Annotated in this window: 18 protein-coding genes; 15 read left to right on the top strand and 3 right to left on the bottom strand. The window is 63.1% G+C overall.

Going from position 1 to position 22,384, the window contains the following annotated elements:
• The first annotated feature begins 54 nt into the window (after nucleotides 1-54).
• Genes VF436_RS15325 through nagA form a run of 3 tightly spaced genes read left to right on the top strand, consistent with a single transcriptional unit; the run spans nucleotide 55 to nucleotide 3,350 of the window.
• On the top strand, nucleotides 55-1,107 hold the full coding sequence (locus VF436_RS15325; protein WP_330904895.1) for a LacI family DNA-binding transcriptional regulator: 1,053 nt from the start codon (nucleotides 55-57) through the stop codon (nucleotides 1,105-1,107).
• A 36-nt stretch (nucleotides 1,108-1,143) separates the two neighbouring features.
• The gene (locus tag VF436_RS15320) at nucleotides 1,144-2,184 is read left to right on the top strand and encodes an SIS domain-containing protein (protein WP_330904948.1); all 1,041 of its coding nucleotides are present in this window, start codon (nucleotides 1,144-1,146) and stop codon (nucleotides 2,182-2,184) included.
• Nucleotides 2,184-3,350, top strand: coding sequence for an N-acetylglucosamine-6-phosphate deacetylase (gene nagA / locus VF436_RS15315; protein ID WP_330904894.1), 1,167 nt, complete (start codon nucleotides 2,184-2,186; stop codon nucleotides 3,348-3,350). Before VF436_RS15320 ends, nagA begins: the two co-directional genes overlap by 1 nt.
• A 298-nt stretch (nucleotides 3,351-3,648) precedes the next feature.
• Here the strand turns inward: nagA and VF436_RS15310 are convergent, their stop codons facing one another.
• The gene (locus tag VF436_RS15310) at nucleotides 3,649-5,358 is read right to left on the bottom strand and encodes an LTA synthase family protein (protein ID WP_330904893.1); all 1,710 of its coding nucleotides are present in this window, start codon (nucleotides 5,356-5,358) and stop codon (nucleotides 3,649-3,651) included.
• 181 nt (nucleotides 5,359-5,539) lie between these two features.
• Here VF436_RS15310 and VF436_RS15305 point away from each other — a divergent pair, with 181 nt between their 5' ends.
• Together VF436_RS15305 and VF436_RS15300 are read left to right on the top strand one after the other, a co-directional pair.
• A complete protein-coding gene (locus VF436_RS15305; protein ID WP_330904892.1) occupies nucleotides 5,540-7,552 on the top strand; it encodes a bifunctional 2',3'-cyclic-nucleotide 2'-phosphodiesterase/3'-nucleotidase in 2,013 nt (670 codons plus the stop codon).
• Between the two features lie 484 nt (nucleotides 7,553-8,036).
• On the top strand, nucleotides 8,037-10,283 hold the full coding sequence (locus tag VF436_RS15300) for an EAL domain-containing protein (RefSeq protein WP_330904891.1): 2,247 nt from the start codon (nucleotides 8,037-8,039) through the stop codon (nucleotides 10,281-10,283).
• A 300-nt stretch (nucleotides 10,284-10,583) separates the two neighbouring features.
• On the opposite strand, the gene VF436_RS15295 is transcribed toward VF436_RS15300, so the two are convergent.
• The gene (locus VF436_RS15295; protein ID WP_330904890.1) at nucleotides 10,584-11,027 is read right to left on the bottom strand and encodes an H-NS histone family protein; all 444 of its coding nucleotides are present in this window, start codon (nucleotides 11,025-11,027) and stop codon (nucleotides 10,584-10,586) included.
• A gap of 616 nt (nucleotides 11,028-11,643) precedes the next feature.
• Here VF436_RS15295 and VF436_RS15290 point away from each other — a divergent pair.
• From VF436_RS15290 to thrC, 3 genes are read left to right on the top strand one after another with little or no spacing between them, the layout of a single operon-like run.
• Entirely contained in the window at nucleotides 11,644-12,795 is a 1,152-nt protein-coding gene (locus VF436_RS15290; RefSeq protein WP_414649868.1) for a homoserine dehydrogenase, read from the top strand.
• Nucleotides 12,792-13,763 (top strand): homoserine kinase, encoded by a 972-nt coding sequence (locus VF436_RS15285; RefSeq protein ID WP_330904889.1) that lies wholly within the window; start codon nucleotides 12,792-12,794, stop codon nucleotides 13,761-13,763. Before VF436_RS15290 ends, VF436_RS15285 begins: the two co-directional genes overlap by 4 nt.
• Before the next feature lie 6 nt (nucleotides 13,764-13,769).
• Complete coding sequence (thrC, locus tag VF436_RS15280) at nucleotides 13,770-15,089, top strand: threonine synthase (protein WP_330904888.1); 1,320 nt, start codon at nucleotides 13,770-13,772, stop codon at nucleotides 15,087-15,089.
• 7 nt (nucleotides 15,090-15,096) lie between these two features.
• Here thrC and VF436_RS15275 read toward each other — a convergent pair whose 3' ends face one another.
• Nucleotides 15,097-15,669 (bottom strand): hydrolase, encoded by a 573-nt coding sequence (locus VF436_RS15275; protein ID WP_330904887.1) that lies wholly within the window; start codon nucleotides 15,667-15,669, stop codon nucleotides 15,097-15,099.
• Nucleotides 15,670-15,731: 62 nt separating this feature from the next.
• Here VF436_RS15275 and VF436_RS15270 point away from each other — a divergent pair, with 62 nt between their 5' ends.
• The 7 genes from VF436_RS15270 (at nucleotide 15,732) to leuB (ending at nucleotide 22,324) form a co-directional block, all read left to right on the top strand.
• Complete coding sequence (locus VF436_RS15270; protein WP_330904886.1) at nucleotides 15,732-16,349, top strand: TetR/AcrR family transcriptional regulator; 618 nt, start codon at nucleotides 15,732-15,734, stop codon at nucleotides 16,347-16,349.
• A 118-nt stretch (nucleotides 16,350-16,467) separates the two neighbouring features.
• Nucleotides 16,468-16,605 carry a hypothetical protein gene (locus tag VF436_RS15265; protein ID WP_330904885.1) on the top strand — a complete coding sequence of 46 codons (138 nt, stop codon included), beginning with the start codon at nucleotides 16,468-16,470 and terminating at the stop codon, nucleotides 16,603-16,605.
• Nucleotides 16,606-16,718: 113 nt separating this feature from the next.
• Nucleotides 16,719-18,296, top strand: a complete 1,578-nt coding sequence (locus VF436_RS15260) for a 2-isopropylmalate synthase (protein ID WP_330904884.1) — start codon at nucleotides 16,719-16,721, stop codon at nucleotides 18,294-18,296.
• Nucleotides 18,293-19,231 carry a branched-chain amino acid transaminase gene (locus VF436_RS15255; RefSeq protein ID WP_330904883.1) on the top strand — a complete coding sequence of 313 codons (939 nt, stop codon included), beginning with the start codon at nucleotides 18,293-18,295 and terminating at the stop codon, nucleotides 19,229-19,231. The genes VF436_RS15260 and VF436_RS15255 overlap by 4 nt, the downstream gene beginning before the upstream one ends.
• A complete protein-coding gene (leuC, locus tag VF436_RS15250) occupies nucleotides 19,228-20,640 on the top strand; it encodes a 3-isopropylmalate dehydratase large subunit (RefSeq protein ID WP_330904882.1) in 1,413 nt (470 codons plus the stop codon). The genes VF436_RS15255 and leuC overlap by 4 nt, the downstream gene beginning before the upstream one ends.
• Nucleotides 20,637-21,230 carry a 3-isopropylmalate dehydratase small subunit gene (gene leuD, locus VF436_RS15245; protein WP_330904881.1) on the top strand — a complete coding sequence of 198 codons (594 nt, stop codon included), beginning with the start codon at nucleotides 20,637-20,639 and terminating at the stop codon, nucleotides 21,228-21,230. The genes leuC and leuD overlap by 4 nt, the downstream gene beginning before the upstream one ends.
• The gene (leuB, locus tag VF436_RS15240) at nucleotides 21,227-22,324 is read left to right on the top strand and encodes a 3-isopropylmalate dehydrogenase (RefSeq protein WP_330904880.1); all 1,098 of its coding nucleotides are present in this window, start codon (nucleotides 21,227-21,229) and stop codon (nucleotides 22,322-22,324) included. Before leuD ends, leuB begins: the two co-directional genes overlap by 4 nt.
• Nucleotides 22,325-22,384 lie beyond the last annotated feature (60 nt).

Here is a 22,384-nt window from a genome sequence, read left to right as displayed (position 1 = left end):
TGACCCCGGCCTGGGCTACGATGCCCGGCTGACCGCGCTACCGGAGTTCCGCCGTTGCAAAGCCCCACCATCAAGGATGTCGCCAAACGTTCTGGCGTATCGCTGAAAACCGTTTCCCGCGTGATCAACCGGGAAACGGCGGTGCGCGCGGACACGCGCGAGAAGGTCGAACGAGCGATCGAAGCGCTGGGCTATCGGCCCAACCCCTCGGCGCGCGGCCTGCGCAGCACGCACGCCTATGCCATCGGCCTGGTCTATGACAACCCGAACGCGCACTACGTGATCAGTATGCAGGAGGGCGTATTGTCGGCCTGCCGCGAGCGTGGTTTCGGCTTGCAGATCCATCCCTGCGACTCGTCCTCGCCAGACCTGGCCGAGGAGCTGTGCTCCCTGGTCAAGCGTTCGCGCCTGGCCGGGCTGGTGCTCGCGCCCCCCATGTCCGAACAGGACGAACTGATTGCCACGCTCAAGCGCGAGGATGTCACTTTCGTACGCATCATCGCCGCGCGCGAAGACCCCAAGGACGGCTCGCCCTGCGTCTATGTGGACGACCGCGATGCAGCCTATGCGATCACCGAGCACCTGATCCAGTTGGGCCATACGCGCATCGGCTTCCTCTGGGGGGAGGAGCACCATCGCTCCAGTCCGGAGCGGTTCCAAGGCTACTCCGATGCGCTGAAGGACTACGGCATCACGCTCAACAAGAAATACGTGCTACCAGGCAGCTATGCCTTTGACGACGGCTTTCGCCGCGCGCGCAAGCTGCTGGCGCTCAAGGATGCCCCTACCGCCATCTTCGGCAGCAACGATGAAATCGCCGCGGGCGTACTAGCCGCCGCGCGTTCGGCCGGCCTGGACGTACCGTGGGACCTGTCCATCGCTGGCTTCGAGGACAACCCGTTCTCCAAGCAAGCGTGGCCCGCGCTCACCACCGCGCGCCAATCCACGGGCGATATCGGCCGCCACGCCGCCTTGCGCCTGATGGACGACCTGCAACGCAAGAGCAATGGCGTCAAGGACGTCGCCAGCAACGAAGGTTTTTCCCCCGAGCTCGTGGTGCGCGGATCCACCGCGCCGCCGCGCGGCTCGATGCCACGCAAGGGCTGAGCGTTCCGAGGGAAGGCGCGCCCATCATCGATCGAGATATCCATGACTTCTGCAAGCGACACCCTGATGTACCGCGAAGCGGCCGAAACCGCCGACGTGGTAGCGCGCCAGCTTGAACAAAACACCAGCATCCTGGCCGGGCTCGGCCAGCATCTGCGCGCCCATCCACCCCGTTTCATCGTCACCTGCGCACGCGGCAGCTCCGATCATGCCGCCGCCTATGCCAAATACGTGTTCGAGACCCGCCTGGGGTTGATCACCGCCTCGGCATCGCCATCGATCTCGTCGATCTACGACGCCGACCTGAAACTGGAAGGCGCGCTGTTCGTAGCGATCTCGCAATCGGGCAAGAGCCCGGACCTGCTGCGCAGCGCGCAAGCCGCCAAGGCGGCCGGCGCCTATGTGATCGCGCTGGTCAACGTGGAAGATTCACCCTTGGCCGAACTGGCCGATACCGTGGTGCCGTTGCGAGCCGGCCCCGAGCGTTCCGTGGCGGCAACCAAGAGCTATCTGGCTACGCTCGCGGCCATTCTGCAGTTGACCGCGCACTGGAGTGACGACGCCGCGCTGCATGCCGACATCGCACGCCTGCCCGACGATCTGCGACGCGGCTGGGATGGCGACTGGAGCGCGCTGACACAAGGCCTTCGCGACACCGGCAACCTGTTCGTGGTCGGTCGCGGCTACGGCTTCGGCGCGGCACTGGAGGCTGCGCTCAAGCTCAAGGAAACCTGCGGCTTGCACGCGGAGGCATTCAGCGCCGCCGAGGTCAAGCACGGCCCGATGGCCCTGGTGGGCGACGGCTTCCCGGTACTGTTCTTCGGCCAGGACGATGGCACGCTGGATAACACACTGGCCGTCGCCAACGAGTTTCGCAGCCGCGGTGCACGCGTGTGGGTGGCCGCACCGGGCGCTCATGGCACCGATGCGCTACCGCTACCGGCCAACGTCGCGCCGATCGTCACCCCGCTGCTGGCCGTGCAAAGTTTCTATCGTGCCGCCAGTGCACTGGCGCTGGCGCGCGGCTATAACCCCGACGTGCCGCCCCATCTGAACAAGGTGACGGAGACGGTCTGATGGCATCGCAACACATCACTGCCCTGGTCAATGGCCGCGTCATGGGTGACCACGGCTTGCGCGATGGCCTGGCCGTGCTCATCCAGGGCGAGCATATCCTTGCCGTCACGCGCGCCGACGATGCGCGCGTAGCGCAAGCCGAGCGGCATGATCTGGAAGGCCGGTTGCTGTTACCGGGCTTCATCGACGTGCAGGTCAACGGCGGCGGTGGCGTGCTGTTCAACGAATCTCCCACTGTCGAGGCGCTTGCCGCCATCGCGGCCGCACATCGCACGTTCGGCACCACCGGCATGCTGCCTACGCTGATCACCGACACACCTGAAGTCATGCACGCGGCGCTGAACGCGGTCGACGAGGCCATCGAACAGGGCGTGCCGGGCATCCTGGGTATTCATGTGGAAGGCCCGTTCCTGGCACCGGCACGCAAGGGCATCCACAATGCCAGCCTGTTCCGCCTGCCCGATGCAGACGATGTGCACGCACTCAGCAGCGGTCGCCGTGGCGTGGTGATGCTTACGCTCGCACCCGACCAGGTATCGCTCGACACCATCGGCCAGCTCAGCCGGGCCGGTGTCGTGGTGGTGGCCGGCCATACCGCCGCCGACCATGACACCACGCGTGCCGCCCTCGATGCCGGCGTGAGCGGCTTCACGCATCTGTACAACGCGATGACCCCACTGGGCAGCCGCGATCCGGGGGTGGTCGGTGCCGCACTCGATGATCCGCACAGTTGGTGCGGCCTGATCGTGGACCTGCATCATGTGCATCCGGTAAGCCTGCGTGTCGCGATCGCGGCCAAGGCACGCGGCAAGAGCGTGCTGGTCACCGATGCCATGCCTCCTGTGGGATCACCCGATCCCACGTATATCCTCAATGGCCAGACCATCACCGCGCGCGATGGCATCTGCCAGAGTGACGATGGCGTGCTGGCTGGCTCCGCACTGGACATGGCCACAGGCGTGCGCAATCTCGTCCATGCCGTCGGCCTGCCCCTGGCGGAAGCCTCTCGCATGGCCAGCAGCTACCCAGCCGCCTGGATCGGCCGCGACCACGTCCAAGGTCGGATCGTCGCCGGACAGCGTGCTGATTTCGCGGTGATGAACGACGACCTGATCGTGACCGAGACCTGGATCGGTGGATTGCATCAGGTCCATGGCATGCATTGACAACACGACACTCCGAGCGCGCGTCTCGTGCTGGCGCGCACGCTCGAAGGGACTCGCTTGGCGCGTTTGTGGACCACCCATAAAGTAACCCGGCGCCGGTAAATCTCGTTACGCCCCGGTGCGCGCACACGGCAGGCTTGGCCCCTGGCGCGCCAATATCGGTTGGGTACTGTCTATGTATTTACGATCCCAAGATCCTGGAATGCATTGGCGATGCAATCGGCGACTCAGTCGCAGATTGGGGCTCCTTCAAATCTCCAAGACACGCCTGAATTCGCTCTCGCGCACGTCGACGCGGCTATTGGTATACGTGCAGCTTCTGGAATATCCACGCGTGATACGAATCGATCAGCGCCTGGTCCTTGCAATCGGCATACGTACCATTGCATTTGTCACGCAGTGCGATGGAGGCGGAGAAATAGGGATCGGCTGGCAGGCCCGCTGCCTGTAGCACCATGGTCGGCAGGTAGGCGATGTCCAGCGCGGGATATTTTGGCAACGCCGGTCCGTTGAAATTGCTCTTGAGCATGTAATAGGTCAGGTAGTTCTGCTGCGGTCGCAAGGCCTCGGGCAACTGGCGTTTCATATCGCGGATCACGCCACTGAACGAAGGCTGGTGATCGCCGAATTGCACGATCATGGTCGGATCGGGGCGATCGAGGAAATCATGCTCCAACTGCGTCATCGCGGTGTCCGAATCATGCAGACGCGCCAGGTAGGTAACAAAGTTCAATGCCTGGCGATCGGGCAAGGTCTTGAGGGGATTCTGGTTGAACGGCGGCGACAACGTGGACAACGGGTCGGTATCGTGCGGGCCATGCTGGTTGAGCGTGAGCACCATGACAAACACCGGCTGGCCCGGCTTCTTGACTTGGGCGTAAGCACGCTTGACCGCATCGAACATCTGCGCGTCGGTTTCCTCCCATTCGTCGAGCTTGAGGTCCTGCGCATCGAAGAAGCGATCGAAGCCATAGGCGTGGTAGGCGTTACGGCCATTGAGGAAATTGCCATTGGTCGGATAGACCGCGATCGTGAGATAACCCAGCCGCTGCAATTGCAACGGCAACGCATCATGCACGTGAGGCGCCAATACGAACGGCGCATACATACCCGCCGGCCCGAAGATGTCGTGCGGCATGCCGGTCAACGCGGCGAATTCGCTCATCCAGGTACCGCCGCCCCAGGTGTGCACACGCATGTAGCCGTGTGAGCGGGTACGTGCATCTTCCTGGAACAACTTCACGTGGCACTGGGGAATATCGCAGCCTTCGAAATCGGCAGGGTCGAAGGTGCTTTCTTCCAGCACTTCGATGATGTCCGGATACGGCGCATGCGCGGTCGCGGGCTGGCCGATCGCGGTGGACGCCCAGGTCTTTTCGGCATCCGCCTCGCTAGATTGCGCAGGCATCTGAACGCCCGATTCGCTGAACGTCACGAAGAAGTTGGTCAACTGCGCCGAAGCTTCATCGGAAAGCTTGTCCCAGATGTCGCGTCGGTGCACCACGGCGAACGGTCCGGCGGGCGATAGGCAACCCCAGAATGCGAACACGCACACCAACGTGCCGCAAACACGCCAGGTACGCCGGTTACGCCATTGCAGGCGCCAGTCATGGCGCCATACCAGCCATAGCATCGGCGGCACGACCAGGCAGATCGCCACGCTGACGCCGAACAGATGCGGGTAATGGCGCAGCGTCTCCAGGAGGCTGGTACGCGCGTAATAGATGAAATCCGATGCCATCAGCGGCGAATCGAGATAACGCAGCTTGAGGACCGACATCACGCGCAGCAGCAGGAATAGTGCACCGCTCAACACTAGCGCGATCGCCACGCGCGCCAGGGCGAAGGCCAGGGCTCCGAACGTGCAGATCATCAAGGCCAGGATAAAGCCACGCTGCGGCCAACCCGGTTCGCCCGCTGCCGCCTCGAAGGCACACCAGGCAAAAAACACACAGGCGAACAGGCAGGCCGCGCTGCCACGGGCGGCGCGAAACACGGTTGATGGCATCGTACGACTCGCCCCTGTTCTCTAACATGTTGTAATGAAAGCGACATGTTAGCGGCGACAAGCATGGTTCACGCCTCCTGAAAGCCATGACTCTCGGCAGGGTTCAGCCACCGTTGAACATGAAATTTCATGCCGATCTGCTAGGTTGACCGGCTCGACTCATCGAAGGGATCGTTTTTTCATGCGTTTATCCCAAGCATTGCCCCGGGCATTGGCCCCATCCGTTCTCGCGCTGGCGTTGCTCGCCGGTTGCGCCACCCAGACAGGTATGTCCGGCCACCACGTGACCATGGCTCCGGATGGCAGCAAGGCTGAGGTGGCGATCCTGGAGACCACGGACATCCATTCCAACGTGCTGAGCTATGACTATTACAAGGTCAAGCAAGACAGCAGCCTGGGTTACGAGCGCACCGCCACGCTGATCCGCCAGGCGCGCCAGCAGTTTGCCAACAACTTCCTGTTCGACAGCGGCGACACCATCCAGGGCAGCGTACTGGCCGATTACCAGGCGCAGGTCCAGAAAATCGGTTGCCGGGAAGAACTGGGCATCTACCGCGCGATGGATTCGATCGGCTACGACGGCGGCACCGCAGGCAACCATGAATTCAACTACGGCCTGGGTTTCCTGTCACAAGTGACCGGCACGCCTATGAACGTCGACGGTGGCCACAGCGATCGTTGCGCCGGACCGCATTTCCCGCTGGTGCTGTCCAATGTGTACAGCGCCCGCGACGGCCGGCCGATCTTCAAGCCCTGGGCCGTGGTGGAAAAGAACATCACGGTCACCGGCCCTGACGGCAAGGCGCGTACCGTGCCGTTGAAGGTGGGCATCATCGGCTTTACGCCTCCGCCGATCATGGAGTGGGACAAGCAGAATCTTGCGGGCAAGGTGACCGTCACCGGCGTGGTGGAAGCGGCCAACAAATACCTGCCTGAACTGAAGGCCCAGCATCCCGACCTGATCGTGGGTGTGCTGCATGGCGGTCTCAACACCGACACCTATACCTCGGAGATGGAAAACGGCGGTTGGTATCTGGCCGCGGTACCGGGTATCGATGTGTTGCTTCTGGGTCACTCGCATACCGAATTTCCGGGCCCCCATTACGAAGGCATGAAGGAGGTCGATGCCAAGCGCGGCTTTGTGCGCGGCACGCCGGCAGTCATGGGTGGCTTCTTCGGCAAGGACCTGGGCGTGGTCGACCTGGCATTGGAACGCAAGGACGGTCACTGGATGATCGACAAGGACAAGACACACAGCGAGGTGCGTCCGATCTGCAAGAGCAAGACCGATTGCGTCCCCGCCGACCCGACGATCGCACCGTTGGTAGCGCAGGCCCATGAGGCTGCGGTGGCTTATGTGAACACGCCGATCGGCGAAAGCCACGTGCGCATGAGCAGCTATTTCGCCGATGTCGGCAACATGACGGCGCTGGCCGCGGTCAATGCCGCCCAACGCGACTATGTCGCCAGCGAACTGCCGCACCTGCACCCGGAGCTGGCCCACGTCCCGGTACTCTCGGCGGCGGCGGCATTCCGCACCGGCTTCGGTGGCCCGGATGATTTCACCGACGTCGAGCCTGGTGCCATCACGCTGCGCAGCGCGGCCGACCTGTACTTCTATCCCAATACGCTCAACGTGGTGAAGACCGATGGCGCGGGCGTGAAGGCGTGGCTGGAGAAATCCGCCGAACGTTTCAACCAGATCGATCCCTCCAAGCCCGGCGAACAGGAATTGATCGGCAAGAGCTTGCCCGGCTACAACTTCGACCAGATCCAAGGCGGGCTGCACTATGTGATCGACGTGTCCAAGCCGGTGGGCCAGCGCATCAGCCACATGACCTACAACGGCAAACCAGTGAAACCAGGGCAGGTATTCGTGGTGGCGACCAATAACTATCGGGCCAGCGGAGGCGGCAACTTTCCCGGACTGAACGGCAGCAATATCGTGTTGGCCGCCCCTGATGGCGCACGCGAGATCCTTGCCCGTTGGCTGCAACAGCACAAGACGATCGAACGCAAGGACCTGGAGGCCACCTCATGGCATTTTGCGCCGTTGAAGATGCATGGTGTGGTGGTGTTCCGCACCGCGGCAAACAAGATCGACGTGGCCCGGGAAGCCGGGCTGACCAATATTTCGCAGGTGAAGGACAACGGTGACGGCACTGCGATCTACGCCATCAATCTCAGTCACTGAACACGCCACGACGCATGCAAGACAGGCGCCGGGTCATGCCCGGCGTTTTTTTGCATGTCGTTCGATGACTTGGCGTGCATGGCAGGCGCTCCAAAAGCGCTCCTTTCCGGCACGCCCGCCGAACCAGACGCGACCGGGGAGTGCGACGAAGCCACGCTGATCGACCGACCGCAGCTCGCGCTTGCGCCGCAGCCCGTTCGGCGCCCTCGCCGTGGTAGCGATATCAGGGATGAGGCGGTCGATGAACGCCTGGTGCCGAACGCTGGCCAAGCGGGCGTTTACGCCATCGTCGCGCCGTCAGGATCAGCCTGGATAAACAGGCCGCACCCGTCAACTCGATGGGGCTGCCCACGGATGACGAACGCGCGAGCTAAAGGTCGATCCCTATCGGGCCGATGCTCTGGCTGATGTGGTATCAAATAGCCAAGGGTTCGCTGGCAGCCGACGGGTGCCGCGTTGCCGGAAGGGGAGGCGGTTTTTCACGATGGCGCAGGCTTCGCCCGGGGTATTGACCCGCAGCCATGGGCTGCGCGCAATACTGTTGATTGTCGTCACGGTCCTGCTGGCCAGGATCGACGTGGGCTACCGGGCCAATTTCTTCGGCGTCAGCTCACTGGCCTCTCTTGCACACCTGGCCACCGGCGCCCTCCTGATCGTCACGCTGCGTTATCGCGAACGTGAACCCCTGGTTCTCTGCCTGGCGAGCATCACCGCGAGCTGGCTGGTCCGGATGATCCTGGAGTCACCCACATCCCCCTGGCGACCTTGCCTGTTCGGCATCGGCTTTGCCTTCGTGCTCTATGTGCTGCTGCGCCGCCTCCGTAACTTCGTCTACGGCGACGACGAGCCGCAGGTATTCCAGGCTCGGCATATCCCACGCTTCGTCTTCGCCGGCCTCGTGTTGCTGCCGGCCGTCTATGCATTCGGCAACCTGCTGCTGATCCCTTCCGGCCAGGGACTGCAATGGGCGCCGCTGGCCAGCAATATGGTGCAGGTATTCTTCGCCAAATTCTTCGGCGGGCTGATCGTGGCCCTGCCAGTGATCCTGCTCGACGAAGACGAGGCAGATGCCGACCGTCACTGGTGGGAACGCCGCTTCCCGTGGACGCCACTCATCATCGGCATCATCGTGCCTTTGGTCTGCCTGCGGCTGGCCACGCGTTACCACGCGGGCACCGACACGATACTGGAGCTGTTGCTTGCCAATCGCTTGCTGATTGCCGTGCTGGTGGTATGGTCATCCTACAAGCTGCCACTGCGTTGGAGCATGTCGCTGCTGGTCCTGGTGGAATTCGTATTCGCCACGGCGCTGTCCAGGCATATGGACCAGTCCGGCCAGATACCCGACCTGGCCGACCTGCTGCGGATCGGCATCGAATGCATGACGCTGGAATTGATGGTGTTGCTGCTGTACTTGTACAGCCGCGAGCGCAACGCCGCGATTGCCAAATACCGGCAGGCCAGCCTGATGGAACCCTTGAGCGGTTTGCCGAACCTGTCCGCGCTGCGCCTTAACCATGCGCGACATCCGGATATTCCGCTGGGTTTCCTGATCCTGGACCGTAGCGAGAAGGTTTCCTCCAGCTTCGGCGTGCAGGCACAGGCAGCCATGAACGCCTGGATTGCGCACCAGCTATCCCCTGTCGCCGAGGTCTTTCACATCAGCACCGGGCAGTTGGTCCTGCTGCTGCGCTCTCGTCCCGGCGGACACACCGCCAGCTGGGACATCGTGCTGCAACAGTTGCAAGCACAGGAATTCGTCTGGCAGGGAAGTCATTTCCATGTACTGCCATATCTTGGCGTAGCCGATGCCAGCCAGGGCGATACGCTGGATGCGCGTATCGTGCGCGCTTCCGATGCGGCCCTGGAGGCGCGCTTGCGCGGCGAATCGGCCGTGCACCGGGTGACCGTCAATGCACCGGGTGACCCGCGTGAACAACACCAGCGCGGCCTGGAGTTGTCCACCACGGTGCTGTCTCGCATTCGCGCCATGGAGATCGAGCTGTACCTGCAGCCTTTCGTTCCTCTTTCGTCGACAGCCGAGAGCGCCAGCATCAACGGTGAGCTGCTATGTCGCCTGCGCGACCATGACGGGCGCCTGATCATGCCGCATCAGTTCGTGCAGCAGTTGCAGGCTGATCGCCGTATGGCCGAACTGGACCTAGCGATGGTGCGGCATCTCGATCAATGGTTACGCGATCATCCGGAAAAACTAGCCGACATTGGCCGCTTCTGCATCAATCTCGCCAGCCAGTCACTGGCATCGCGGGGTTTCGTGCGCGACCTGCTCAAGCAACTGGATGACTTCGTACTACCGTTGCACAGCCTGTGCTTCGAAGTCACCGAAACGGCGGCGATCACCCACCAGAACGAGTCGCTGGCGTTGTTCCAACAATTGCGCGAGCGAGGTTGCCATATTGGCATCGATGACTTTGGCGTGGGTTATCAATCGTTCGAGCGGCTCAAGCAGATTCCAGCCGATATCATCAAGATCGACGGAAGCTTTGTCCGCGACATGGGCAAATCGGTCTACGACAACGCCGTGGTGCGCGCCACGGTCATGATTGCCGAAAAACTCGGCGCGCAAACAGTGGCCGAACATGTGACCGATGCCGATACCGCACGCATGCTGCGCGACCTGCGCGTAGACTGGGCACAGGGATTCTTCTTTTCGCCACCGTTGCCGATTGAAGAAGCCCTGCTTAGGGCCACGTCGGTTGTCGACATGTGACGCATAAGCCCTTTCACGAAGGAATATGCAAAAGGCCCTGTCATCACCTGCGTGGCAGGCGGGGCCGCTTTTGAGGGGAATCTTCTGAAACCTCTCATCGAAATGGTCACGCCGGCGCAGGCCGGAATCTAGCGCCCGTGGCTTCATCAACGCCAGGCGACTGCGTGCTGGCTCAGGTTCACTGGGCGATTCGCCGGGCCGAGGCCCGTATTTCAAAGAGTCGCTAAAAGTCGCCCCTGCCGCCCAGGCAAAAAAAAGCCCCGCGTCCGGGGCTTTTTTCGATTCTGGCGCCAGCCTCGATCAGCGCTTGACACGCTTGCGCGTGGCCTTCTTGGCGGGGCGGCCACGCTTGTTGGCAACAGGCTTGCCAGCCGCTGCCTTGGCACTGACCTGGGCGCCCTCGATCAGGAACTGCTCGATGCTCGTACCGCGACGCTTGAGCGCCTGCACGAGCCAAAGGGGCTGCCGGCCACGGCCAGACCAGGTCTCTTCGGGGTTTTCCGGATTGCGATATTTCGGTGCCACCATGGCGCGCTTGCCGACCGCCTTGGCGCGGGCGCCACGACCCGTGCCGCGAGAGGGGTAGATGTCGTCGAGCGTGAGACCACTGCCGCTCAGCAACGCATCGATCTTCTTCCGGACCTCCTGCACCTGGGTGGCGCGAGCCTCCTGCATGTGGGACTCGGCATTAGCGATGAGCGCCTGAAGCTGGGTCGGAGAAAGCGATTTGAGATCAATTGCCATGTGTTTTCCTAAGTATTTTAAATGGACCGGTGAGGTTGCACAAAGGCAGCGCGCAAAGCCAGCATCATGCGACCGTGACATGCTCAATTAGCGACATCGCGCACATCGCACTGCCTAAAAATATACAACCGAAGAATATATACCATTAAAACACCTCCGATAGATACCTGACTAGGCTTGCAAATCGGCGCGAAAACTCTCGAACACGGGAAAATAATCCCGATATTCACTTCCCCATGCCTCCACACGCGGTCTTTCTGACCGGGACAGCCAAGCTTCGGCACAATAACGGCCTATGCCAGAGGTCATGGGCATCGGTTGCAAACGCACCTATTGACTGCGATGCAGCATCCACCCTATGGTCAAGGCCATGACGCCTTCGAGCCTGCCAGCGCGCATTTCGCTCACCCCGGTATCCGCCGGGGCCGGTGTCGTGTTCATCGCGATTACGACTATTACCACGACCGGAACCGGAACCCGGCCTGGGCGGATGTCCGTACGCGTGCAAGAGTAAGACCCGAACGCAACGGCCCCGCCCCTCGACAGAGGCGGGCCGGCACTCCCCGAACCGCCAGATGACGAAGCAGGGCCTCCATTCACCAAAAAGGAGGTCATCGTGAACGTGTGTGCTCCGCTACCGGCCAAAGAATCCGCACCACCACCACTTCAGGCAGCGCTACCGACCACCGATACACGCCGCCGCGCGCTGGCCGTGGGCCTGATCGGGCCCGGCCGTGTCGGTAGCGCCCTGCTCTCTCAACTGCGCAATGCGCAACCACGCCTGGCGGGCAGTGGACTGGACTTGAAGCTGTGCGGCGTGGCCGCCAGCCGGCGCATGTGGCTGGATATCGACGATCCCGACCTCAATGCCCGTCACGATACCGCGCAAATCTGGCGTCCCACCGACCTGCACGCATTCGCCGATCATGTCCGCGGGCTCGATGGACGCCATGCACTGCTGATCGATTGCAGCGCTAATGATCATGTGGCCTCCCATTACGCCGATTGGCTTGCCCGGGGCGTGCACGTGGTGACGCCGAACAAGCTCGCCGGCAGCGGATCGCTGGAACGCTGGCACGCCATTCGCGCCAGTTGCCGCAGCGGCGCACGTTTTCGCTACGAAGCCACCGTCTGCGCCGGTTTGCCGGTGGTGCAGACTTTGCGTGACCTGCTCGATACCGGCGATCGCCTGCTTGCCGTCGACGGCATGTTCTCCGGCACACTGGCGTGGCTATGCCATCGCTATGACGGCAGCCGGCCGTTTTCCGCGCTGGTGCGCGAAGCCCATGGCCTGGGGTATACGGAACCCGATCCGCGTGACGACCTGTCTGGACGCGATGTCGCGCGCAAGCTGGTGATCCTGGCTCGCGAAGCCGGTTGGCATCTGTCGCTGGACGACATCGAGGTCGAGAGCCTGGTGCCAGCGGATCTGGCCGAGGTATCGAAGGAAGAGTGCCTGGCGCGGATGGATACCCTGGATGCCCCCATGGTCGCGCGCTTGGCCCAGGCTCGCGCTGAAGGCGGCGTGCTTCGCCATGTCGCAAGCCTGGATGCTCATGGAAACGCCAAAGTGGCGCTGACCGTGCTGCCTGCTTCGCACCCGTTTGCGCATTCGCGCCTGACCGACAATGTGGTGCAATTCACCACGCATCGCTATTGCGACAACCCCATGCTCGTGCAAGGCCCGGGCGCGGGACCGGAAGTGACCGCCGCGGGCATTTTCTCCGACCTTCTGCGAATCGCCGACACGCTTGAGTTCAGGCCATGAATGCACAATGTGAGGTTTATCCCCGGCCGGTTACGCGAACCATGCAAGCAGCTCAGGCGATTGCCTACGCCAGTGTCGGCAATATCGGTGTCGGATTCGACATTCTTGGCCATAGCGTGGCCGGCGCAGGCGATCGCGCACAGGTGCGGCGTATTGCCGAACCGGAAGTCCGCATTACCGCGATCCATGGTGCACGCGACCCACTGCCGACCGAGGCACGCCTGAATACGGCCGGCGCGTCGCTGCTTGCGCTGCGCAAGGCACTCGGCCTGGCCCACGGCTTCGAGCTGGTGCTGCACAAGGGCATTGCGCTGGGCTCGGGCATGGGCGGCTCGGCATCGTCATGCGTGGCAGCGCTGGTGGCGGCCAATGCACTGCTTGAGCGCCCACTGCCGCGTGAAGCGCTGTATGGCTTCGCCCTGGAAGGCGAGGCCGTCGCCAGCGGTGGGCGCCATGGCGACAATATCGGCGGCATGCTGCTGGGCGGCCTGGTGCTGGCGACTCGCGATCGTCTGGTGCCGATCCCGGTACCAGCGCAATGGCATTGCGCCCTCGTGCATCCGCATGCCGTGCTGGAAACACGCAAGGCACGTGCGGCCCTGGCCGGCGAGTATGCCTTGGGCGAGTTCGTCACGCAGAGCGCCCATCTCGCTCTCGTGCTGGCAGGCTGCTATCGCGGCGAAGCCGAACTGGTTCGCGAAGGACTGAAGGACGTGCTGATCGAGCCACGCCGGGCGCCGCTGGTGCCGTGCTTTCCACGGGTCAAGCAGGCTGCCCTGGATCACCATGCGATGGGCGCGAGCATTTCCGGCGCTGGCCCTAGTGTCTTCGGCTGGTACGAGAACCGCGCCGATGCCGAGGCCGCTGCGAAAGCGATGTCCCGCGCCTTCGCTGAAGGAGGCCTGGAAAGCGACGCATTCGTTTCACCCATCCAGGGACCGGCGGCACACCTGCTGGAAGAAGGCTGAGAATCCATGCACGAAAGGCTTCTGTTTCACAGTACCCGTGGCACTGCATCGGCAACACTCGAACAGTCCATCAGTGCCGGCCTCGCACCGGACGGCGGCTTGTATGTACCCGAGGCATTGCCGCGTCTGCCACCCGATGCGTTCGACGGCGCACATACGCTGGCCGAAGTCGCCGAACGCCTGCTGGCACCCTTTTTTACCGGCAGCACGCTGGAGAGCGCGTTGCCGTCCATCTGCGCCCAGGCACTGAACTTCGATACACCGTTGCGCCCGCTGGCTTCGCACGCGAATGCCATGATGCTTGAGCTTTTCCATGGCCCGACCGCGGCATTCAAGGATGTCGGCGCGCGCTTTCTGGCCGCCTGCCTGGCGCGCCAGCCGCGCGCCGATGGCGGCCGCCTGACCATCCTGGTCGCAACATCCGGCGATACGGGCGCCGCTGTCGCTGGCGCCCTGCACCGACAGGATGGTGTGGACGTGGTCATTCTTTATCCCGATGGCCGCGTGTCGCCACGGCAAGCGCATCAGCTGGGCTGCTTCGGCGACAACGTGCAAGCCCTGCGCGTGGATGGCAGTTTCGACGACTGCCAGCGCATGGCCAAGGCCATGCTTACCGATCCCGACGTGCAGGCACGCCGGCCGTTGTCATCGGCCAACAGCATCAGCCTGGGTCGTCTGTTGCCGCAAATGAGTTACTACGCGCACGCGGCGCTGAAGATCTGGCGCGAGAGCGGGATGGAGGCGAGTTTCATTATTCCTACCGGCAACCTCGGGAACGCACTGGCCTGTGTGTGGGCTCGCGAGATCGGCCTGCCCATCGGCCACATTCACCTGGCGTGCAACGCCAACGACACGTTGCCGGCATTTTTCAGCGGCGCTGCCTACACGCCGCAACCCACCGTGCAGACGCTGGCCAACGCGATGGACGTGGGCGCACCAAGCAACTTCGAGCGACTGCGCTGGACGTATCCGGACGAGACCGAACTGCGCGGCGAGTTGACCGCCTCCAGTACGAACGACCTGGGTATCCGGCAGACCATCGTGCGGCATGCGCGCGAGCATGGCGAGGTGTTCTGCCCGCACACCGCCACGGCGATGCAAGCACTCGACAGCTTGCCCGATGATGGCCGGATGCGGGTGGTCGTAGCCACTGCACATCCGGCGAAGTTCGAGACCGTGCTGGAGCCACTGCTTGGTTTCTCGCCGGATGTGCCCGGCCCCCTCGCAGCCATGCTTCATCGATCGGCCAGCGCGCAAGCGATGCCGGCCGACGAATCGGCATTCAAGGCGTGGCTGCTGGAAGAGACGCCACGTGCGATGGCGTGAGCGCGTATCAACCCTCCAGCATCGCCAGCACCTGCTCGGTACTACGCACCCGGCCCAACCGCGGGAAGATCTTGTTTATCGCAAACTGATGCATATCCAGGTCGGAGGCACTCATCGCGTCCTCGACCAACACCTGGTTGAAGCCCAGTTCGAACGCGACGCGTGCAGTGGATTCGACACCGATATTCGTCGAAACACCCCCTATCACCAGGGTATGCACGCCCCGGCGGCGCATCTGCAACTCCAGTTCGGTGCCATAGAATGCTCCCCATTGGCGCTTGACGATATGGATGTCGCCATCGCCAGCCTTCAGCTCAGGCACGTATTCCCACCAGTTGTCCGGGAGCTGGCGCGCCGGTTGCTGGACATCGGCCACGGGCTTGAGCGAGTCGGCAAAATCGGGCGAAAAGCCGACCCGGACAAGAACGACAGGCGCACTCAGTTCACGAAAACGGGCAGCAAGCCGGCCGGCACGACCGTACACTTCATCGGCGGCATGCGGGCCGCCCACAAAGGGAGTGATGCCCTGTTGCAGGTCAATCAGCACCAGGGCGGTGGAACGGGGGTCCAGCTTTTCCATGGGGGGCTCCGGATGGCAATATTGAGATAAGTGAGGACATCCTCGCTTAGGAGTTTATGAGGATGCCCTCACAAAAAACAAGCCCGGCCGCGCGCACCCCTCAGCGCAAGCGTGGCCATGAGCGAGTCGCCTCCTTGCTGGCCGCGGCGGCCGAGTGCTTCGTGGACAAGGGCTACGACGCCGCCACCATGACCGAGATCGCCGCTCGTGCCGGTGCATCCATCGGTTCGCTCTACCAATTCTTCCCAACCAAGGAATCATTGGCACTGGCCATGGTGGTCGAGCACGCCCAAGCCCTGTACGCACGCATTGCACAACTGGCGCCCCGGGCGGGCGACTGGGACAACGAAGAACTGGCCGGCCAGTTCATACGGCTGTTCGTGGATTTCCGTGGCCAGCATCCGGTATTCGCGGTGCTGACGGAAATGGCACCGTCCATTCCGCAAGATGACGCACTCACCATACGCATGCGTGTGCGCGACGAGCTCACCCAGGTCATGGCTGCCCGCTATCCCGCGCTGCCGTCATCGCAAGCTCATGCGGCCGCCACAGTCGTGCAGTACATGATGAAGGCGGCCGTTGCCCTGCATGCGGAGACGAACAGCCCCACCCGCACGGCCGCGCAACGTCAGTTACAGCACGCATTACGCCTGTATCTGGACGATCTGGCGCATGGATGACTGAACGTCCAGACATCTGGACGTCCAAATGCCGAATGGATCGCGATTTCCTGGATCGATAAAAAATTTCACAAGAAACTGTTGACAGCCGTTGTCAAGGACCGTTAGGGTCGACAACATGACGCAGCGCAACAGCTACCAGCGCATTACCGAAAAGATCCGTCGCATGACGGTCAGCGGTCTGCTGCAGCTCCGCGGCCAGCTCCTTCTTGCCCTTGTACTCGTACTCCTTATTACCAACGGAGGTGCGGGCTGAGGGCGTGTGACCAGGTAAAAGCTAAATAACCTGAAACCACCCAAAGAACCCCGCACCGGCAACGGAGCGGGGTTTTTTGTTGCCCTCGGCGAAGCACCCAACGCGGAGCCAACATGACCACCGACCAACAATCCAGTCCTGGCGAAGATCGCGTACGCATCTTCGACACCACCCTGCGCGATGGCGAGCAGGCCCCCGGTTTTTCGATGGATCGACGCGCCAAGCTGCGGCTTGCCCATGCACTGGAAGCACTCGGCGTGGACATCATCGAAGCCGGCTTTCCGCAGGCATCGCGCGATGATTTCGCCGCCGTTGCAGAAATCGCAGGCATGTTACGCCATGCCACCGTGTGCGGCCTGGCACGTTGCCAGATCGGCGATATCGATACTACCGGCCGCGCCATCGAGAAAGCGCATCACTCGCGCATCCACGTGTTCCTGTCCACCAGTCCGCTGCACCGCGAGCACAAGCTGGGCATGAGCAAGCAGCAGGTGATCGATACGGCGGTGAAGGCGGTCGAACGCGCACGTGGGCTATGCCACGAAGTGGAATTCTCCGCCGAGGACGCGCTGCGCACGGAACCGGAATTCCTGGTCGAGGTGTTCAATGCGGTCATCGCCGCCGGCGCCACCACGCTCAATGCGCCTGACACGGTCGGCTACACCACGCCCAGCGAAATGCATGAGCTTTTCAGCTATTTGCGCCGCCATGTGCGCGATGCCGACAAGGTGATTTTCTCCTCGCACTGCCATAACGACCTGGGCATGGCCGTAGCCAACAGCCTCGCTGCCGTCAGCGCGGGAGCCCGGCAAGTCGAGTGCACCATCAACGGCATCGGCGAACGCGCCGGAAATGCCGCGATGGAAGAGATCGTCATGGCACTGAAGGTACGTGCGCCTCATTTCGGCATCGATACGCGCATCGATACGCGCAAGCTGTATCCCACCTCCCGCCTGCTCAGCCAGCTGACTGGTCAGCACGTGCCACGCAACAAGGCGATCGTTGGCGAGAATGCCTTCGCACACGAATCGGGCATTCACCAGCATGGCATGCTCAAGCATCGCGGCACATACGAAATCATGCGCCCGCAGGATGTCGGTATCGCCGAGACGAAACTGGTGCTGGGCAAGCATTCCGGAAGGCATGCGCTGCGTGCGCGCTTGCAGAGCATGGGCTACACACCCGATGACGCGGAGATGGACAACATCTTTGCACGCTTCAAGTCCCTGGCCGACAAGAAGCGCGAAGTGCACGACGACGACCTGGAAGCCATCGCCCTGGGCCATGACCCGGAAGCCACTGGCCCGTGGCGCCTGGTGCAGCTCAACAGCAATTCGCACCTGGGCGGCAGCGCATCGGCCTCGGTCAGGCTCAAGCATGAAAACGGCGCAGAAGTGGGTGAAGCGGCCATCGGCGACGGCCCGGTCGATGCAGTGCTGCGCGCTATCGAACGTGCGACCGGCACCGAATTGGAGTTGACCCAGTTCCAGGTGCGCGGCGTGGGCGAAGGTGGCGATGCTCAAGGTCACGCACAGCTGACGGCACGCCATGGCGAACGCGCATGGGGCGGTCACGCCGTCAGTACCGACATCGTTGAAGCCACCGCACTGGCAGCGCTGGCCATCGTCAATCGTATCGAACGCCAGACGCCCTCCAGCGTCGCGGCAAAAGCCCAAGGAGCAACGGCATGAGTACCCCCTTTCTGTGGCACAACGGTCAGATCCGCCCCTGGACGGAAGCCACCGTGCACGTAAGCACCCACGCGCTGCATTACGGCTCTTCGGTGTTCGAAGGCGAACGCGTCTATGCCACTCCGGACGGTCCTGCCTATTTCCGCTTGCAAGACCACACCCGCCGCCTGTTCGAGTCGGCGAAGGTTTATGAAATCGAGATCGGCTACAGCGAGGACGAGATCAACGAAGCCTGCCTTGAGCTGATTCGTGCCAATCGCATGAAGTCCGCCTACGTGCGTCCGATCGTTTTCCGCGGCGCTGGCGGCCTGGGCGTGTTACCCAAGGCGGGCGCGCCGGTGGACGTGGCGATCATGGCGCTGGATTGGGGCGCTTACCTGGGCGAGGCCGCCGAGCGCGGGGCCGACGTATGCGTGTCGTCCTGGCACCGCCCCTCCCCCAACACCGTACCGAGCTGGGCAAAGGCCGGCGGCAACTACCTCAACAGTCAGCTGATCTGCCTGGAAGCACGCCGCGGCGGCTATGACGAGGGTATTGCACTGGGTGCCAACGGCTTGCTGAGCGAAGGCGCTGGCGAGAACGTGTTCGTCGTCAGGCGCGGACGCATCTACACACCGCCGGCCAGCGCCGGCATCCTCGCCGGCATCACGCGCGAATCGGTGATCGAGCTGGCTGCCGACCTGGGCTATAGCGTCGAGGAACGCGAAATGCCACGCGAGGCTCTGTACAGCGCCGACGAAATCTTTCTCACCGGCACAGCCGCCGAAATCACCCCGGTGCGCTCGGTTGATCGCAAGGCGGTTGGCGACGGCAAGCCAGGCCCGATCACGCTGAACTTGCGCGACCGCTTCTTCGGCCTGTTTGAAGGTCGCACTCCTGATACCCGTGGCTGGCTCACGCCTGTCCATACCCAAGCCACCCGAGAAGCTGCATGAACCCGCGCAATCTTTTTCAGAAACTGTGGGACGCACACGTCGTTGCTCCCGAAACCACCGATACGCCCGCCATCCTCTACATCGACCTGCACCTGGTGCATGAGGTGACTTCGCCGCAGGCATTCAGCGAATTGCGCGAACGTGGCCTCGCGGTGCGCCGCCCGGACCGCATGCTGGCCACGCTCGATCACTCCACGCCGACGCTCGCCGCTGGCGCCGACGGCGAACGCCCCTACGCCAATGCCGAAGCCAAGGCACAGGTCGCGCAGTTGGAAGCCAACTGCCGTGAATTTGGTGTCGCGCTGCATGGCTGGGACAGCAGCGATCGCGGCATCGTGCATGTGATCGGCCCCGAACTGGGCGCTACGCAACCGGGCATGACCATCGTATGTGGCGACAGCCACACCTCCACCCATGGTGCCTTCGGGGCACTGGCCTTTGGCATCGGCACCACCGAAGTCGGCCATGTCATGGCCACGCAGTGCCTGCTGCAACGCAAGCCCAAGACCCTGGCGATCCACGTCGATGGAGAGTTGCCGCAAGGCGTGGGTGCCAAGGACCTGATCCTGCACATCATCGGCGAAATCGGCGTCGATGGCGGTACCGGCCACGTCATCGAATATCGCGGTAGTGCGATCGAGGCACTATCCATGGATGAGCGCATGACCGTGTGCAACATGTCGATCGAAGCAGGTGCGCGCGCCGGCCTGATCGCCCCGGACGAAACCACGTTCGCATGGCTCAAGGGGCGCCCGCACGCACCGCAGGGCGCAGCATGGGACGAGGCGATCACGCGCTGGCGTGCATTACGTAGCGATCCAGGCGCCAGCTACGACCGGCAAGTGCATATCGACGCCAGCAAAGTGCGGCCGACGGTCACTTTCGGCACCCACCCGGGCATGGCGATCGCCATGGATACGCCGGTGCCGGCCGCACGCAACGCGCAGGAAAAGCGTGCGCTCGACTACATGCGGAGCAAGCCTGGCCAGCCGATGCGCGGCACGCCGGTAGACGTGGTGTTCATCGGTAGCTGCACCAATTCGCGCCTGTCCGACCTGCGCGAGGCCGCCAACGTGATGCGAGGCCGACGCGTGGCCCAGGGTGTGCGCATGCTGGTGGTACCCGGTTCCGAAGCGGTGCGCCGCGACGCCGAACGCGAAGGCCTGCATCAGGTGTTTACCGAAGCCGGCGCCGAATGGCGCATTCCGGGCTGCTCGATGTGCATCGCCATGAATGGCGACATGGCCCAGCCAGGCCAATTGGTGGTCAGTACGTCCAATCGCAACTTCGAGGGCCGCCAGGGCAAAGGCGCGCGTACCGTGCTGGCCAGCCCCGCGACCGCCGCCGCGTCCGCGCTGACCGGCGTGATCACCGACCCGCGCGAATTCCTGACCGAGGCTGCCGCATGAAACCCGTTACCCGTATCCAGTCCCGCAGCGCCGTGTTGCCAGATGAAAACATCGACACCGATCGCATCATTCCGGCGCGCTTTCTCACCACCACCGAACGCGCCGGATTAGGCAAGCTGTGCTTCAACGACTGGCGCTACCAGGCCGACGGCAGCGATAACCCGGCCTTCCCGCTCAACAAGCCCGAAGCGCGCGGTTGTTCAATCATCGTGGCCGGCCGCAACTTCGGCTGCGGCTCCTCGCGCGAACACGCCCCCTGGGCCCTGCTCGACTACGGCATCCGCGCGGTGATCTGTAGCGAAATCGCCGACATCTTTCGCAACAACTCGTTGAAGAATGGCTTGCTGGCGATCGTGATCGACGAAGCCGAGCATCGCTGGCTGCTTCAACACCCGGGCGTTGAACTGATCGTCGACGTGCGCGAGCAGCACATCACGCTGCCCGACGGTGGCCGCATCGGCTTCCAGTTGGAGCCCTTCGCACGCCACTGCCTGCTCAATGGCGTGGACCAGCTCGGCTATCTCTTGCAGCACAACGACGCCATCTCCCACTACGAACAACTCACGCAAGCCCGCAAGGAGGCCGCATGAAAGCCCACATCGTTACCCTGCCTGGCGATGGCGTCGGCCCCGAAGTGACCGCTGCCGCCGTTGCGGTGCTGCGCGCGGTGGCCGAGCACTATGGCCACGAATTCAGCTTCGAGGAACATGCCATCGGCGGCTGCGCCATCGACGCCCATGGCGAGCCACTGCCCAAAGCCTCGCTGGAAGCGTGCAAGCAAGCCGATGCCGTGCTGCTGGGCGCCGTCGGCGGCCCCAAGTGGTCTGATCCGAATGCTCGCGTAAGGCCCGAACAAGGCCTGCTCGCCCTGCGCGCAGCCCTGGGTGTCTATGCCAACCTGCGGCCCCTCCAGGTGCATCCGGCGCTGGCCAGGCTGTCACCGCTCAAGGAAGAAAAGCTGCGCCACGTGGATGTACTGTTCGTGCGCGAACTCACGGGCGGCGCCTATTTCGGTGCCAAGACCCGCACGAGCGACGCCGCCACGGACGAGTGCAAGTACACCGTCGCGGAAATCGAGCGCGTCACCCGTCGCGCCTTCGACCTGGCGCGCCAGCGCCGTCGTCATGTCACTTCGGTGGACAAGGCCAATGTGCTGGAGACCTCGCGCCTGTGGCGCACCACCGTGCAACGCATCGCGGCCGACTACCCGGACGTCAAGCTCGAACACCAGCTGGTCGATTCGATGGCCATGCTGCTGCTGACACAACCCGGTCGTTATGACGTGGTAGTCACCGAAAACCTGTTCGGCGACATTCTCACCGACGAAGCCGCCGCGCTGGCCGGTTCGCTGGGCCTGCTGCCCTCGGCCTCGCTGGGCGAAGGCAGCAACGGCTTGTACGAACCCATCCACGGATCGGCCCCGGACATCGCCGGCCAGGGTGTGGCCAATCCCACCGGCGCCATTCTCTCGACGGCCATGTTGCTGCGCCACTCGCTGCAACTGGAAGACGAAGCCAATGCCGTGGAGGCTGCGGTCGAAGACGTATTGCGTGATGGCCCGCATACCCGCGACATCGGTGGCCAGGCCAGTACCACGCAGGTCCAGGTGGCCGTGCTGAAGGCATTCGAGGAGCACGCCGCGACCAGCGGCGCCTTCTTCGCGGGCGCTCGCGCCTGTGGCTGATGGTTCTCTCCTTGCTGCCTCCGCGCCTGTGAAGGAAACGGCGTCGCCCGATCGCCCCGC

The sequence above is a fragment of the Dyella sp. genome, from assembly GCF_036384435.1.
Classification (GTDB): Bacteria; Pseudomonadota; Gammaproteobacteria; order Xanthomonadales; family Rhodanobacteraceae; genus GSA-30.
Note: the sequence above shows the minus strand (reverse complement) of the source record. Positions and strands in the feature narration are given on the sequence as shown.